We start from the raw sequence: 16,788 nt of genomic DNA on the forward strand, positions 1-16,788 counted from the left end.
CTACTTTTTAAGACAAATAAAAATATAAAAAGTTTAATCATTAAAATCCACCCATGTTCTGGATGATACTGAACGTAAAGTTTTGTTTCCACTGGTTTGACTGCAAACCTGGGATTGGGTCTAAGGCATGACCGTAGTCAATTCCTAACATACCGAAGATCGGTAAGAAGATACGCGCACCAACACCTACAGCACGACGAACCTTGAATGGGTTAACCTCAGAGAATTTATTCCAAGTGTTACCCGCCTCAGCAAATGCTAATGCAAACACAGTAGCTTGGTCGTTTAACAAGATCGGGTGACGCAATTCCAATTGGTATTTCGCATAAATCGGGCTACCTGAACTAGCAGCACGGTATTGTTGTCCAGAACCTGTAGATGCAGGGATAACGTATCCATTCGAGTAACCACGCATCGCAATGATCTCTGACCCTTGTAAGAAGTCAAATCCTTGCATACCATCACCACCTAATTTGAAACGCTCAAATGGTGAAGTTGGTGTCTCGTTGCCATAGGTTCCTAAGTAACCGAACTGAGCTTGTGTTTTCAAGACCAATTTACCTACAATTTTCGTATACCACTGCGAATCAAATTTCCATTTGTGGTATTCTGTCCATTTGTATTTTTGGTTATCTGGAGCCGTAGCATAATTGATGTTGTTCATCAAGGAGTATGGAGGCGTTAATTGTACACTTAACTTCAAGTGAGAACCCGAAGTAGGGTAGATAGGCACGTCAACCGAGTTACGGCTAATCTCTTGCGTAAAGTTGATGTTATACGACTCTCCATCTGAGAAGATGAAATATCCTGCGTAGTTCTCTAAATAGTAACGTTGGTAGGATAGGGAACTGTTAACTTGGAAATAGTTATCTGGCCATTGCAGACGCTTACCTAAGGTTGCAGTAACCCCGTGCATTTGGATTTTAGGGTTGTTTTCATAACCTTCATAACGCTGTGTCTGGAAGTTATAATACTGTTGTTGCGAGTTCGAGATATAAGCACTCAATCCGAAATAGACAGGTTTCTTACCACCTAACCATGGCTCAGAGAAAGAGAAGCTATATGACTGATAACGCTTGCCCGAAGTCTGTCCACGAATACTCAATTTCTGACCATCTCCACGCGGTAGTGGTTTCCAAGAATCCTTCTTGAAGAAGTTCGCAGTAGAGAAGTTATTGAAGGTTAAACCTAAAGTACCAATTACCTGACCAGCTCCATAACCACCGGATAACTCCACCTGATCGGAAGGCTTTTCAGCAACTGTAAATTCTATATCGGTTGTTCCTTCTTCAAAGTTCAAGTTTATCGGAGCAGGTTGTACTTTCTGCTCATCAAACATACCTAACTGAGAAATCTCACGTACGCTTCGAACCAATAATTCACGAGAGTATTTTTGTCCCGGTTTCGTATAGATCGAACGCAATACTACGCGGTCATTCGTTACGTCATTACCTTTCAGGATTACATTGTTAATCGTGTATTGTTTACCTTCCGACATTTGGATCTCCAAGTCAATCGTGTCTTTATTGATACGTTTGATGATTGGTTGAATGTTGAAAGTTAAATAACCATCATTCTGATAAATAGCAGCAATATCATCGGAGTTACGCGTAGGACCAGTCAACTTAGAGGTTAATTTCTCCTCGCTATATACATCTCCTTTTTTAATACCTAACAAGATATTCAATACCGAATCCTTGAATTTGGCGTTTCCAGACCATGAAATATCACCTACGTAATATTTAGGACCTTCATAAACTTCCATATCAATAGCTACCTCGTTATAGTCATAGCGGTATACCGAATCTTTAATGATTTCCGCATCACGGTATCCTTTATCCTGAAGCTTAGCGATCATTTTCTCCTTAGCCTCTTCATATTTATCCTCTTTGAATTTACCAGGGCCAAATACGCGGTACCAAATTCTTGGTTTTACACCTTTTAAGTATTTCTGAAGTTGTTTATCGGAAAACTCCTCATTGCCTTCAAAACTTACATGGTGAACTTTGATTTTCTTGTTTCTTTTGATATCTACTTTCACCACCTCATTATTCGATTGAGTCGTATCTTTTTCAGTTGTGATTTTGATTTCTGGATATAAATAAGATTTCTCTCTTAAGAATTTCTCGATAGTAGTACGGGTAGTTAATAATAAGTTATCATTAACAATTTTACCTGAAGAAGTATTTAAGCGCTTACGAACTTCTTCTGTTTGGCTTTTGCTCAATCCTTCAATGTCCACTCTTGTTAAACGAGGACGTTCTTGAACGCGGATTTCTAGGAATATGGTTTCCCCTTCGATTTTTGTAGCATATAATTGTACATCTTCAAATAGGTTCTGAGCCATTAAATTCTTAATTACATTGGCTGTTTGCTCACTAGGAACTTCAATGTAATTCCCAACGACTAAATTCGATAGGGTGATCAATACATCGGTATCCAAATATTGGGCACCTTTTACTGTTACCCCGCCAATAATATAGTTTTTCGGGTCGTTGTAATCAATTTCGTCTGGGTCATTTACGTTAATTGGTCTTCCTCCAGGAACCTGTGCCTGGGCAAAATTGCAAATTAAGATGGTCAGAAAAATAGAAAATTTTATGATATGCTTCATCTACTTTTTATTATTGTCTGCTAAAGTACAGCAAAGTCTTGTTAATTTTTGTTAAATGGAAATATTACGGATTTAGGCAATAACGTCGCCAAAATCAAAATGTTGCAAAAGTAATGATTTCTTATAATTGTTCACTAGTTTTCCCAAATCTTCTTTCTCGATTTTGAAATAAATAGATACACTCGTAGAAATGCTCTCTTGAAAACTCTGGCCACATGATCGGTAGAAAGAATAATTCGGAATAGGCAATTTGCCAAAGCATGTAATTGCTAATCCGCTCTTCACCAGAGGTTCGGATAAGGATATCCGGATCCGGCATGTCATGGGTGTACAGATGTTGCTTCATAGTCTCCTCATTGATATCCTCAATTTGGAGTTCATTATTTTTAACTTTTTGTGCAATCGCCTTTGTAGCATCCAGTATTTCCTGGCGTGAGCCATAACTTAATGCCAAGGTCAATGTGCAGCCAGTATTGTTTTTTGTTTGTTCAATAGTACTTGCCAAGGTCACTTGACAGTGATCCGGAAGATCTTTGGTATTCCCGATGCTATTAACTCGAATGTTGTTGGATTGAAAGGTAGGAAGCTCTTGGTTGAGGGAATTGACGAGCAACTCCATTAAGGCATTTACTTCAAATTCTGGTCTATTCCAGTTTTCCGTGGAGAAGGCATATAAGGTTAAGTACGATACGCCGATCTCTACAGCTGCTTCCATGGCCTCCCGAACAGCAGTTACACCATTCTTATGGCCGAAGACCCGAAGCTCCCCTTGTTCTTTTGCCCATCGGCCATTGCCGTCCATAATAATGGCAATGTGTTTAGGCAGGTTAGTTTTATCTATTTTATCTTTATAATTCATTGGATTAATTTCGATAAGTAGCTCTGGAAAACCGCTGATGCTCGACTAGTTAGCCCATTTCCTAAATGGTATTCCTGTAAAGCAATAAATCCTTCAAAAGGAGCAGCGACTATGGATATTGGTTTCAAGATATTCCAGATTTTGCGTAAAGATACAGGTTTTCAGATAATCATATCGTATTAAATAGTGTTAAAACAGCATTTGAATAGCTATTAGTAGTTGCGAACATCTATTCCCCAGAGTAGTTTCTCCCGTAGGATACTGAAATACTGATCATTTTCCAATCGAATCAAGTTGATATTAAAGGGGGCCTTCGAGATGGTAAGTGTCGTTTTTGTAGATAAAGTATAGCTTTTGGAGTCGCAACTAAGGATGTACTTTTCTGTTCGACTTTCAATATCCAGCTTCAACTTCATGTTTTCATTCACCACGATCGGGCGCACGTTCAGGTTGTGCGGTGATATCGGTGTGATCACAAAATTACCACTGCCCGGCATGATAATCGGGCCACCACAGCTTAAAGAGTAAGCAGTGGAACCAGTAGGGGTAGCAATGATTAATCCATCAGCCCAATAAGAGTTCAGAAGCTCATTATCCAAAACGGCATGCACCGTAATCATTGCAGATGAATCCGAACGAAAAACGGTCACATCATTCAGCGCAATGTTCTCACCCTCCGCTAGGGAACCGTCTGATGTTTCCACTTGTAGTAAACCTCTTTTTTGGATTTGGTATTTATTGGATAAAATCTGATCCAGTGCCTCTTCGATATTATTTTTGGAAATATTTGCCAGAAAGCCTAGTCGGCCAAAGTTGATCCCTGCAATAGGAATCCCGGAGTCTTTAATTAAAGTTGCCGCAGCAAGCATGGTTCCATCACCTCCTAGGCTCAGCATAAAGGAGATATCCTTTGGAAGATCCTTATAGGATTTGAACCTCTTGAATTTGAAGTCAACCTTGCAAAGTTTTTTCAAAAAGTTGTGGAAGTCACTGTAAATGTAGACTTGAACGTTCCGTTCCCGAAGATAACTGAATAGTTCGACCACATAGCCGATGACCGATTGATTGAATTCGCGTCCGTATACTGCAATGGCGAGCTCTTTCATGTTAATGTTTAAAAATTTTGCCCAAAGATGGGAAATTCTCTGAACTTATAGGTTCAAATAGTTCATTAAAAGGTTATATCGTTCTTGAATATCATTTTGGTCAGAGCCATCATTAAAGGTCGCTTTAACCACATAATCATGCCGCCAAAGGGATGCCAATACCGATGAAATATTCGTTTTATTTAGTTTGATCGTCAATTCAACTTTACTTGAATCCTCTAATAGACGTATTCCAGTATGAAGGATCTTACAGTTTTCAGACTCAATAATGTTGGCGATATGGGTCAGTGAATTATCCCTTTCTTCCATTTCCAAGACTATAATGGCACCAATCTCTTGGTTAGACATGGCTTGGTTCTGTGCTAAGAGCAATTCCTTTGGTGTGATGACACCCAGGTATTGTTTCTGCTTATTTAATACCGGTAAAACATCAAATTGATAGGTTTCCAAAAATTGAAGACCATCAAGGATGTGCTGGTAATCGAAAATATAAATGAATGGGAAGCTAAATTTAAGGTCCTTAATAAGGATGGTTTCATCATCCTGCGCCAATAAGTCCTCCTCGGTGAGCATACCTAAGTATTCTTTACCTTTTACGATGGGAATTTGTTGAAGGTGAAGTTCATTGATGCGGTCAAGCGCCTTAGCAACCGTGTCGTTTGGACTGATCTCTGTGAAGAGTGTAGATATGTTTTCACCTATATACATGAACCCGTTTTATATATTAAACCCTAAATTTGAGAAAACGTTTAAATCAGGGCTAATCTTTCTTTCCTGCTAAGGTATAAAAAATATTATTTTAGCCATCGAAACCTTCAAATAAAATTTTAACTGCAAATTTATGTGTGTTTTAAGTGTAGAGTTGCAACCTTCTTTACTTTGCCACAGATAATTTACTTAAGGTCAAATTTAATCAATTTCAGTAGGGATCGAGGATGTAGAGGCTTGTCGATTTACGTGTAAACGATTGGTTATTAGTTTATGATGAAAAATGATAAAAAAATACCTGTTGTTGGCGAGGTGAGTAATTACTTATCGGATTGTAATAAAATAAAAAGTTGTTTTACGCTACTTAAAACTAATTGTGTAATTTTACGCTACTTTTAAAAGAGCGGTTATTATATGGACTTACTAGAGCATGAGAAGTTTATACAGGTTCGTGAAGTCATTCACAAGAAAAGTCCAAATTTAGCCAAGTGGATACCCAAACCATTAATTTCTTATTTAAAGCGTGTGATACACGAAGATGAGATTAATTATATCATGACCAAATATCATGATGATCTTGGGTTGGATTTTGTAGATTCCTTGTTGAAGGAGTTAAAAGTGAATGTACATCTGCATGGGGTGGAGAATATCCCCTTAACGGATCCTGTAATTTTTGCGTCTAATCATCCTTTAGGAGGATTGGATGGTGTTGCCTTTATGCATGCCATTGGAAAATATCGTAAGGATGTGAAGTTTTTGGTGAATGATATTCTGATGAATATCCGTAACCTAGAACCTCTGTTTGTTCCGGTTAATAAACTTGGCGGTCAGAGTAAATCAGGTATCGCTGCGATTGAGCAAGCCTATGCCTCGGATCAGGCTTTGTTGGTGTTTCCAGCTGGTTTAGTTTCTCGAAAAGTACATGGTCAAATTGTTGACCTGGAGTGGAAAAAAAGCTTTATAAATAAGGCAAAGAAATACAAAAAGGACATCGTTCCTGTTTATATCGAAGGCAGAAACTCGAATTTCTTCTATAATTTAGCTAGAATTCGTGCCAAACTGGGTTTAAAAGCTAATATTGAAATGTTATATTTACCTGATGAGTTATTTTCTCAACGTGGAAAGGACATCGTCATTCATGTGGGTAAACGGATTCCATACACACATTTCGACCAGAGCAAGAACGAACGGCAGTGGGCTGAGGATGTAAAACAGCAAGTTTATGCGATGGCCAACCGTAAAAAATAATATATGCAAGAAATAATTCAACCTGTTGATCGGGAATTAATCAAAAAAGAACTTACCAAAGATGCCTTTATCCGTTATACCAATAACGGCAATAATGAGGTGTACTTGGTAAATTACCATACTGCTCCAAACATTATGCAGGAGATCGGCCGGTTGAGAGAACTTACCTTCCGTGGTGCTGGTGGTGGGACTGGATTGCCCCTAGATATTGATGAGAATGATACCAGCGAGCATAATTATGATCAGTTGATTGCCTGGAATCCAGAAGATGAAGAAATTATCGCTGGCTATCGTGTCATTAAATGTGACCAAGCAGTTGGTGAAAATGGTGATGTGCACCTTTCTACTGCGCATTATTTTGATTTTTCGGAAGACTTTAAAAACAATTTTTTACCAAAGACCATCGAGTTGGGGCGTTCTTGGGTGCAACCTAAATACCAACCAGCAATCGATAACCGCAAAGGATTATTCTCTTTGGATAACCTGTGGGATGGTTTAGGTGCCGTGGTGCTTTTAAATCCGGAGATAAAATATCTTTTCGGTAAAGTGACCATGTATCCGCATTATAATGAAGAAGCACGGGATCTGTTGATCTATTTCATGAACCATTATTTCCCAGATCGGGACAATCTGGTTCATCCTGTCGATGAATTGTACCTAGGTTATAAAACCGATGTCTCCAAGTACAACGGTATTTTTGATGGATTGGAATATAAAGAAGGCTATAAAGTATTGAATACACGTATTCGCGAGCTGGGTGAGAATATCCCACCATTGATTAATACATATATGAATCTTTCGCCAACCATGCGCGTATTTGGAACCGCTAGGAACAATGAATTCGGAGAAGTAGAAGAAACTGGCATCTTGATCAGCTTAGATGATATCTATCCGGCAAAAAAAGAAAGACACATGTCTACTTTTGAAAGAGATCGTCATTATGGCGAAAGACCAGTCAAAGCAAGATAAAATACTATTTAACAATATCAGGAAGAGCAATGGAGTAAAATTCTATTGCTCTTTTCTTTTGTTTCAAGTTTTGTGGGAACTTGTTTTATCCAAAGCAGTATTAAATTGGAATAAAATAAGCTCGACTTTTGGTCGTATTTGCTGTAGTATAAACTCGTATTAAGTTCCATATTGCTTCGAGACTCTCAAGGAATTTCTAGGGATCTGATATGGATCTCCTTCGGATCTCGTTCGGTCGGAACCGAACGAGATCCGAAGGAGATCCGAACAAGTTCCGAAGGAGATCCGTTAGAGTCTCGAATCCAACCCCTACTTGACCCCTAGGAAACCCCTGTTTAAGTAGTATTTAGTATATAGTAGTTAGTATAAAGACCTATGGGCGTGTTAATACATTCACCATTTCCAACTCAGAGCGAAGCGAAGAGTCTCACTCACCCTCCCCATGACTCGTCATCTTCCATCGAAGGTGGAAGATCTTTAAACTATACAAATCAGAAATAGTTAGTTTATTGGATGATGGATTTTGACACGGTCGAAGCATGCTTCGACCCTACAGTTATGGTTTATAAAAAACAATAAAATTACGATTGTTTGTAGGGGCGATGCATGCATCGCCCGCTAATTAAATTTATATTCACCATTTCCAACTCAGAACGAAGTGGAGAGTCTCACATTCTCTCCCCAAGATCGCGTCATCACGAAGCTAGCTGAGTGATCTTCAAACTATGCAAATCAGATAAAGAAAATGAGTTAAAATAGATTTTTGCAATTGGCGGTCGAAGCATGCTTCGACCCTACAGTTATGGTGGTTTGGAACAAAAAAATCACGATTGTTTGTAGGGGCGATGCATGCATCGCCCGCTTAATAATTAATTCATTAATCCACACGTTTAGTATCTGTCTATACTTTATACGAAAGACAACCGACCTCCATGTAAACTAACCTCCAATCTATAAAAACTCCACTATATTTTGGCTTGTATTATCCAACCTCATGATACAAATGCTTACTCACTTAATGATTTCTTAACAAAGAATTTCCTTAATCAAGACGATTTTCTGGATTAATAGATTTTAATCAAAAGTGTTTATTTGTTGCTTATAGATTATCAATTCTGTACTTTTTTGCGGTTTGTAGCATGTTTGCCTTCTATGTTGGTTTATTTGTTTTGCTTATTAATTTCAGTTTTTACAAAGAGTTTTTAAGAGTTTTTTATTTAAATAGCTTTTAAAATGTTAAATATTATCAATTATGCAACAATTTGTTAACATAAAATTTATATCTTGAATGTAGTTTTGTTCCATAATTTAAAAGACTATGAAGAAAGCTGCAATTATAACCTGTTTTGTATTAGGCGTAAGTACTTTGTACGGCCAAACCGAGGAAACTGTAATTCGATTAGATGAATTTAAATTACCTAGTAAGCGTAACATTATTCATATACCGAATGTCAATGGACATCAGGTATTGAAGTGTGATTTTCATATGCATACGGTCTTTTCAGATGGTCATGTGTGGCCAAATGTACGTGTTCAGGAAGCTTGGCAAGAAGGGCTTGATGCCATATCCTTAACCGAGCATATGGAGTATCAACCAAATAAGGATAATGTTTCAACAGATCATAACCGCTCTTATGAATTAGCAGTAAACCTAGCCAAGGAAAATAATCTTTTATTGATTAAGGGAACTGAGGTTACTCGTAATACTCCTCCGGGACATTTTAATGCTTTATTTATTGGGGATGCCAATAAATATGTCGATGTGCGTGATGAGAATCTGGATCAGGAGTCCTTGGATCGTGTTAACAAGGATGGCGCATTTGTATTCTGGAATCACCCGGGATGGAAAGCCACGCAGATCAAAGGTTCATACGAATGGTTGCCTTTTATAGAGAAGCAATATCAAGAAAAAAAGATACAAGGAATAGAAGTAGTTAATGGCTTAGGTTTTCATTCTAAAGCTTTGGATTGGGGATTGGATCGGAACTTAACCATTATTGGAAATACCGATATGCACAACCTCATGGCACATACTTATGATTTGGGTCGTGATGGTGTGCATCGTACCATGACCTTGGTTATGGCTAAAGAGCGTAGTCCAGAGGGAATCCGTGAAGCATTGAATAGTGGTAGAACCGTAGCTTGGTCTAGTAAATACTTATTTGGTAAAGAAGAGCATATTAAAGCAATTTATGATGCATGTGTAAGCTTGAGCCCAGTTTATCATGAGAAATCAAATGCTAAGGGTGCCGTGACGAAGTATTATGAGATCCGTAATAATTCGGATTTATATTTTGAATTGAAATTAAAAGAAGGAAAAGGGACGAAGAGCATTATTCTTTATCCGGAGTCCGCACAGATACTAACAGCAGATGCGAAGCAAAAGGTATTGACTTATGAGGTCGTATCAACCTATATCCGTAGTGATAAACACCTATCAGTTACCATTAATTTAAACTAACAAACCAAAACAGATTATTCATGAGTCGATCGAAGAAGATGAGCAGAGTTGGCCTACTCTTATTGCTGGGGCTAACCTGTACGGCAGAATTCCCGGTACACGCTGCTTCCGAGCCGCTAAAGGGGCAATTCGCACAAGAGTTGATCAATGTCCGGATTACGGTATTGGATCAACAAACTGGCAAAGCGTTGGACGGGGTTAGCGTTGTGGCGAATAACCGTGCAATAGGCGTGACCAACAGCCAAGGAGAATTTCGTGGTTCGGTCGTTAAAGGGACAACCTTAGTGTTGAAACTTATCGGGTATAACCAAACCAGCATTAAAGTAGAAAAGGACACTTATTCTATTCGGATGGGTACTTCAGATGAGGCTATCGAAGAAGTAGTTGTTACGGCATTGGGGATTAAGCGTGAAGAGCAGGCATTAGGTTATGCTGCTAGCACGGTGAAAGGGGAGCAGTTGACAGAGGCCTTGTCGAACAACTGGATGGATGCCTTATCAGGGAAAGTCGCAGGGGTAAACCTTATGCGCTCAAATGCAGGCCCTGTCGGATCGACCAAAATAATTCTACGTGGTGAAAATAACTTGACCGGTGAAAATGAAGCATTGATCGTAGTCGATGGGGTAATCGTGAATGGGGGGTCTGGACGTCGTTCTGCCCTAGGTTCTGATTCACCTTATGGTACTGGATCGGATAACATGCCGGTGGATTATGGTTCAGGTATGGATGATATCAATCCCGAGGATATTGAGAGTATTACGGTATTAAAAGGACCTGGTGCGGCAGCATTATATGGTTCCCGTGGTGCGAATGGTGCCGTAATTATTACCACCAAATCAGGTTCTCAAAAATCAAAAGGAATCGGTATTACGGTAAATTCCAATGCATCATTTGAAAGCATGAACCGTTCGCCAGAATTGCAGTATCAATACGGGCAAGGATTGGACGGAGCTGCACATTATTCTTTTGGGACATCGGTGGACGGCCCAAGTACCAGTGGTACAAGTTCGGCTTATGGTCCTAAATTCGATGGACAGGAATTCTTTCAATACGATCCTTTATTACAAAAAGTAGGGGATAAGCGTGCGCCTTGGCGTGCCTATGATGGAAAAGACGGCGTAAATGGCTTCTTTGATGTTGGCCGTACATTTACCAACTCTGTTTCCATTGATGGTAGCACCGATAAAACAACCGCAAGATTCTCCTTTTCGAATGTGCAGAACAAATGGATTGTGCCGAATACAGGATACAAAAGAAATTCCATTGCGCTCTCCGTAAATTCAAAAGTCAGTGATAAATTAACCATCAATTCCAAGGTTAATTACAATAATAGATCCTCTGATAACTTACCAGGTTCGGGATATGGTAATCAGTCCTTGATGTATTGGTATATATTCTGGCAACCTAGTGCGGATATTAATTGGTTGAGGGAGTATTGGGTAAGAGGTCAGGAGGATAAAAAGATATTTTATCCGTTCAGTACCTATCCAGAGAATCCATATGCTATCTCCTATGAGTTTATCAATGCGAATAATCGCCATGTGATCAATGGAAATGCGCAAGCTTCTTATCAGTTTTCAAAGAAATTGAAAGCACATGTTCGTGCAGCGATGGATTTGGGAATTGAAGATAGAAATCAAAATAGACCATTTGATGCTGGTTCGAAATTGAACGAAGGGTCTTACCGTAGTCAATCTATATTCTCCAAAGAGACAAATTTAGACTTCCTGATCAGTTATAACGATAAAATCAATGATGATTTTGAATATTCGGTAACAGGGGGTGGAAATACCTTGAGGAATGAATACAGAAGGGATGAAATGGCTTCTGATGGTTTGTTTTATCCTGGTGTGTATAACCACAACAATTCCAAATATGGGGTTAAAAACAGACAGATCATTGAGCGTTATGAAATCAATAGTTTCTATGGACTTGCTACGACTTCTTACAAGGATTTCTTATTCTTGGACGCTACATTTAGGGTAGACTGGTCGAGTACATTGGCATCGCCAATGCGTGCGAAAACTGAACCGTATTTCTATCCTTCTATTAATGGTAGTTTTGTGTTCTCTAAGCTTTGGGATTTACCGGAATTTTTCAGCTTCGGTAAATTTAGAGCCTCCTATGCAGGTACCGGTTCAGGTGTGCAAAAACCATATCAGACAGACAATTATTACGAAAATCCGAATCCATTGTTAGGTGGAGCATTAGCGAATTCATCTACCTTATCCAATCCGTTTATTCAACCATTAAGTACATCTTCTTTGGAGTTTGGTACAGATTTAAGGTTTTTCAAGAATCGTTTTAAGTTGGATGTAACCTGGTATAAGGGGAATTCAAGAAACCAGCATTTATACCGTCAAGTGGATCCTGCATCAGGAGCTAGTCGTTTCTTAGTGAATTTTGGTGAGGTTCAGAATTCGGGAGTAGAAATCGGAATAAACACGGATAACATTAAGAAGAAAGATGGCTTTACATGGTCAACTTTGGCAACCTATACCGGAAATAGAAATACCATCAAACAGTTGACTGATAGTTCAATCGTATTACAGCAACGTTCTGTAGGATCGGGCCAAATTGTTGGTTTGGTTGGCGGAAGTTTAGGTGATCTTTATGGTATTGGCTATTTACGTGCGCCAGATGGACAGGTGATCTATGATGAGACAACCGGTTATGCGAAGCTATCCAATAGTGTTGTCTATTTAGGAAATACCATTCCAAAAGGGAAAGCAAGTTTAGGCAATAACTTTAGCTATAAAAATATTCGTTTAAATCTCTTGTTTGATGCACAATGGGGCGGAGTAGGACACTCCTTAACACATTATAAATTAGCGGAACAAGGAAAAACTGTTAATACACTTCCAGGTCGTTATAGCAGTATTATCGGTAATGGTGTCATTCAGAATGCTGATGGTACATTCCGTAAGAATGATGTCATTGCGAAGAACATTGATGAATATTACCGTTCGCATTTTGGACAAGATAATGCAGAGGGAAGTACCTTCCGTACTGATTTCATAAAATTCCGTGAAGCGCGTATAGATTATTCCTTGAATAAGAACATTACGGATCGTTTAGGGATCAATCGTGCTACCATCGGTGTTTATGGTCGTGATTTGTTTATCTGGACAAAATGGCCAGCCTTTGATCCGGAGTTTGGAACATTGGACGGTGGGGATATTGTTAAAGGATTTGAGATTGCGCAATTCCCATCGACAAGAACATTTGGATTTAACTTAATTGTAGGATTCTAAATTAGGAAATCATGAAATTGAAAACGAAAATATTTGTGGGATTGCTAGCCGTGATTAGCCTAGGGTCCTGTAATAAAGGGTTCTTGGAGTTAAATACAGATCCCACCAAAACAAAAGATGCTTATCCACAACAATTGATGTCGAATGCCCTAATTCAATCGACTTCAATCAACATGAACAGAAATCGAGGTTTCAATAATGAATTGATGCAGGTTTCTGTTTCTATTGGGGATGGTGAATATAAAGTGTTCCGTTATGACTTCAGAAGAAGTTGGTCAGATTACCTATGGAGTGGTCACTTTCTGAATATGGCAAACTACAAGGATATGTATACAAAGGCACTTACAGAAGTTGCTTTTAATACTTCCTACCAAGGGATTTCCATGATTCTTCAAGCTTGGACCAATTCTATCCTGACAGATACCTATGGAGACGTTCCGTATTCACAAGCGACTTTAGGTCGTGATTCCTTATTGTTTGAACCTAAGTTCGACAGACAACAGGATATCTACATGGATATGTTGCATAAATTGGATTCTGCAAATACCCTATTAAAAGTTAATACTTCAATCGACCCGTTGCACGATCCTGTATATAAAGGGGTTACTGCTAACTGGCGGAAGTTTGGAAACTCCTTATACCTACGTTTACTATTACGTGTAGCACACAAAGCAGAAACTAAGGATTATGCACAAGCAAAAATCAAGGAAATTTTAGAGACCAATAAGTCGAATTATCCAATTATCGCCAATAATGAAGAGTCGGCTATTTTACGTTGGACAGGAGAAGGGGCCTATATTTCGCCATTTATGACCACACGTGTTCAGGATTTCCGAGCTACCGCTTTAGCCAAATTCTTTATCGATTTCCTACGAGATTCCAATGACCCACGTCTAAATATTCCGGAATATGGTACTAATGGGATTAACCGTTGGGGAATAGCGCCAGTTTCGGGAAATTTTGAAGGAGTTCCAAGTGGTTATGCTGCAGGAAATGAAGATTATTCAAAAATGTCTTATTTCTATTCTGCCGATCAAAATGCTGGTGTAAATAGTATGCAAAAGGAACCTATGACTGGTATGATCATGAACTTTGCAGAGGTGGAGTTTATTAAAGCAGAGGCTATGTTGAAAGGTTACATCAGTGGAGATCCATCTGTTCCCTTTTATTCTGGTGCAGAGAGTTCCATTAAATTATGGATTCCAACTTGGCCAGGGGTTATTAAGGATCATTTAGCCGCTTCAGATATCGACTGGGATAATAACGATACATTCGAGGATAAAATGGAGCGTATTCATAAACAGAAATACTTTGCTTTATTCTTGGTTGACCTTCAACAATGGTTTGAGTATCGTCGCACTGGACACCCTGTATTGCCAAAAGGGGATGGATTAAAGAACAATGGGGAAATGCCTGCGCGTATGCAGTACCCGGTTTATGTACAATCATCCAATCCGACCAGTTACAAGGATGCGGTTGCTCAACAGGGACCAGATGCAATTAACACGAAAATGTGGTGGCAGAAGCCTTAATTTAAGATTTTACAGCAATGAAAAATAAATTTATAAAATGGTTTGGATTCGCTTTGTTGTTAGCTACAGTAGCTGGCTGTGCGGAGTCCAATTACCCTGGTGGAGAGATAAGTCCTTACATCGGTATTTATGATGTTCGTAATTTATATAAAGGTTCAGCAGTAAATTTGAATCTAGAGACCTTGGAAGGGTCAAGTAACTTATCGGCAACGGTGATTTCGGATCACTCCGGCGGTAATCTGCCTGCAGGGATGCTTTTTGTACAAGACGCTAGACGATTAGGGTTTCTTCGTGGACTAGCTATTCCAGTAGGCGATATAGCTAAGGATTTTAAACCGGGAGATTCTGTTTTGATTAATATTGAAGGAACGGTTCTTAACCGAGTTGATGATATCCTTCAAATACAAAATGTCACCAAGGAAAAGATTACCAAGGTTGCCTCCCAACGTCCAATTTATGCCACATTAACCAATTCGGCAAAGATCGCTGCAAGACCATATGACTACGAAAGTACATTAGTAGCTATTGTAAAGGGTGGGTATGAATATACACCTGAACCAGGACAGGTTATCTCGGGTGATCAGACCATCAATGATGGGTTCGGAACTATAACGGTAAAGACTGAGGCAAGCTCTACTTTAGCGAATCTTCCACAGTACACCATGGCGAATTATTATGGTATTGTCTTTACACAAACACAAGCCGATACTGTGCTAGCCTATCAACGCCTTCGTGTGCCAAATGATTTAGTGGAATTGAAATCCGTTTATAAGGTACCTAAGATTATTATCACCGGTTGGAATAATGATCCGAAAGGTTCCGATTCCAATAATGAGTATATGCAGTTCATGGCGACAGAGGATATTGATTTTGCCGTTACCCCATTCTCCGTAGTTACGACCAACAATGCGAATGCTTCTACACCAACAGGCTTCCCACAGAAAGGATGGGCTACTGGAGGTATCCGTACTTATAAAATTAATTTAACAAAAGGTACAGCTAAAAAAGGAACACTCTTTTATGTTGGTGGATCAAATGGATTAATTCTTAGTACCGGATCGACCAGTATTAAGCATGCCAATTGGATTGCTGCATATAACTATGCTTCCAATGATGGACAAGGTTTTGGAACCAAGAACGCCAACTTATTGGCTAATAGTGGTAATGCTTATGGTATTGCAGTTTTCCAAGGTACAGATGTGACTGAAAAATCCATTCCTGAGGATGTGATATTTGTAGCAACCGGTGGTTCATTAGTAGGGAATGGTTTTGGATACCGTATCGCGAATACTGATTTCTACGATATCATTAATCCGATTACCTTAAAAGAACAGCCCTTCTACCGTTCAGGAACTAATACCAATAATATTACTTACAATACACCATCGGATGCTGGTTTCTTTAACTACATGGGTGGCGAATATAACATCAAGCTGAAGCGTTGGACTAAAGCTCGTGTTAAGAATGCTTATCAGCTTCAAAAAGAGTCAACCCTGGAAGAGATTGAAAATCCAGAGTTCACCACCAAGCTGGTACAATAACCTGCACTATTGTTAATATTATATATGAAAGGGCATCCGTTTATGGGTGCCTTTTTTTAGTATTTAGTATTGAGTAGTTAGTAGTTAGACCTTGGGCGTGCTAAGGATAGGGGTGTGAGATTTGAGATAAAGATTTGAGATAGAAGGGGCTGTTTACAACTCAGAGCGACGCGAAGAGTCTCATTCACCCTCCCTATGACTCGTCATCTTCCATCGAAGGTGGAAGATCTTTAAACTATGCAAATCAGATAAAGAAAATGAGTTGAATTAGATTTTTGCAAAGGACGGTCGAAGCATACTTCGACCCTATAGTTTTGGTGATTAGGAAAAATAAAATCACGATTGTTTGTAGGGGCGATGCATGCATCGGCCGCATAACCTTATTTTTTACAGCTTTTCTGGTCTTTTGTCTGTTGACTATTCTCTTCTAACTAAAAAACGGGCGGACATTCCGTTCGTTCTCGTCGGAGATAAATCTCCTTCCCTCAAACTCTCT

Annotated in this window: 10 protein-coding genes; 6 read left to right on the forward strand and 4 right to left on the reverse strand. The window is 39.1% G+C overall.

Annotated elements, in window-relative coordinates; all coding sequences use genetic code 11:
- Window positions 1–40: 40 nt before the first annotated feature.
- From bamA to ACP6L2_RS14965, 4 genes are all read right to left on the reverse strand, one after another.
- The gene (gene bamA / locus ACP6L2_RS14950) at window positions 41–2,614 is read right to left on the reverse strand and encodes an outer membrane protein assembly factor BamA (protein WP_440510119.1); all 2,574 of its coding nucleotides are present in this window, start codon (window positions 2,612–2,614) and stop codon (window positions 41–43) included.
- Window positions 2,615–2,735: 121 nt separating this feature from the next.
- The gene (locus tag ACP6L2_RS14955) at window positions 2,736–3,473 is read right to left on the reverse strand and encodes an isoprenyl transferase (protein ID WP_344673628.1); all 738 of its coding nucleotides are present in this window, start codon (window positions 3,471–3,473) and stop codon (window positions 2,736–2,738) included.
- Between the two features lie 212 nt (window positions 3,474–3,685).
- A complete protein-coding gene (locus tag ACP6L2_RS14960) occupies window positions 3,686–4,579 on the reverse strand; it encodes an NAD kinase (RefSeq protein WP_440510120.1) in 894 nt (297 codons plus the stop codon).
- A 45-nt stretch (window positions 4,580–4,624) separates the two neighbouring features.
- Window positions 4,625–5,287, reverse strand: a complete 663-nt coding sequence (locus ACP6L2_RS14965; protein ID WP_440510121.1) for a CBS domain-containing protein — start codon at window positions 5,285–5,287, stop codon at window positions 4,625–4,627.
- Window positions 5,288–5,701: 414 nt separating this feature from the next.
- Here ACP6L2_RS14965 and ACP6L2_RS14970 point away from each other — a divergent pair, with 414 nt between their 5' ends.
- From ACP6L2_RS14970 to ACP6L2_RS14995, 6 genes are all read left to right on the forward strand, one after another.
- A complete protein-coding gene (locus tag ACP6L2_RS14970; protein WP_344673631.1) occupies window positions 5,702–6,535 on the forward strand; it encodes a 1-acyl-sn-glycerol-3-phosphate acyltransferase in 834 nt (277 codons plus the stop codon).
- 3 nt (window positions 6,536–6,538) lie between these two features.
- Window positions 6,539–7,504 carry a GNAT family N-acetyltransferase gene (locus ACP6L2_RS14975; RefSeq protein ID WP_440510122.1) on the forward strand — a complete coding sequence of 322 codons (966 nt, stop codon included), beginning with the start codon at window positions 6,539–6,541 and terminating at the stop codon, window positions 7,502–7,504.
- Window positions 7,505–8,822: 1,318 nt separating this feature from the next.
- Window positions 8,823–9,965, forward strand: coding sequence for an Sb-PDE family phosphodiesterase (locus tag ACP6L2_RS14980; RefSeq protein ID WP_440510123.1), 1,143 nt, complete (start codon window positions 8,823–8,825; stop codon window positions 9,963–9,965).
- A 20-nt stretch (window positions 9,966–9,985) separates the two neighbouring features.
- Window positions 9,986–13,219 (forward strand): SusC/RagA family TonB-linked outer membrane protein, encoded by a 3,234-nt coding sequence (locus ACP6L2_RS14985; RefSeq protein WP_440510124.1) that lies wholly within the window; start codon window positions 9,986–9,988, stop codon window positions 13,217–13,219.
- A gap of 11 nt (window positions 13,220–13,230) precedes the next feature.
- Entirely contained in the window at window positions 13,231–14,751 is a 1,521-nt protein-coding gene (locus tag ACP6L2_RS14990; protein ID WP_440510125.1) for a SusD/RagB family nutrient-binding outer membrane lipoprotein, read from the forward strand.
- Window positions 14,752–14,768: 17 nt separating this feature from the next.
- Window positions 14,769–16,292, forward strand: coding sequence for a DUF5689 domain-containing protein (locus ACP6L2_RS14995; RefSeq protein ID WP_440510126.1), 1,524 nt, complete (start codon window positions 14,769–14,771; stop codon window positions 16,290–16,292).
- Window positions 16,293–16,788: the final 496 nt, after the last annotated feature.

The sequence above is a fragment of the Sphingobacterium lactis genome (assembly GCF_051951495.1).
GTDB classification, from domain to species: domain Bacteria; phylum Bacteroidota; class Bacteroidia; order Sphingobacteriales; family Sphingobacteriaceae; genus Sphingobacterium; species Sphingobacterium lactis_A.

What these genes read in the sequence shown, in the direction of transcription:
- bamA (WP_440510119.1), bottom strand. Translation starts at nt 2,614, where the DNA reads ATGAAGCATATCATAAAATTTTCTATTTTTCTGACCATCTTAATTTGC.
- ACP6L2_RS14955 (WP_344673628.1), bottom strand. Translation starts at nt 3,473, where the DNA reads ATGAATTATAAAGATAAAATAGATAAAACTAACCTGCCTAAACACATT.
- ACP6L2_RS14960 (WP_440510120.1), bottom strand. Translation starts at nt 4,579, where the DNA reads ATGAAAGAGCTCGCCATTGCAGTATACGGACGCGAATTCAATCAATCG.
- ACP6L2_RS14965 (WP_440510121.1), bottom strand. Translation starts at nt 5,287, where the DNA reads ATGTATATAGGTGAAAACATATCTACACTCTTCACAGAGATCAGTCCA.
- ACP6L2_RS14970 (WP_344673631.1), top strand. Translation starts at nt 5,702, where the DNA reads ATGGACTTACTAGAGCATGAGAAGTTTATACAGGTTCGTGAAGTCATT.
- ACP6L2_RS14975 (WP_440510122.1), top strand. Translation starts at nt 6,539, where the DNA reads ATGCAAGAAATAATTCAACCTGTTGATCGGGAATTAATCAAAAAAGAA.
- ACP6L2_RS14980 (WP_440510123.1), top strand. Translation starts at nt 8,823, where the DNA reads ATGAAGAAAGCTGCAATTATAACCTGTTTTGTATTAGGCGTAAGTACT.
- ACP6L2_RS14985 (WP_440510124.1), top strand. Translation starts at nt 9,986, where the DNA reads ATGAGTCGATCGAAGAAGATGAGCAGAGTTGGCCTACTCTTATTGCTG.
- ACP6L2_RS14990 (WP_440510125.1), top strand. Translation starts at nt 13,231, where the DNA reads ATGAAATTGAAAACGAAAATATTTGTGGGATTGCTAGCCGTGATTAGC.
- ACP6L2_RS14995 (WP_440510126.1), top strand. Translation starts at nt 14,769, where the DNA reads ATGAAAAATAAATTTATAAAATGGTTTGGATTCGCTTTGTTGTTAGCT.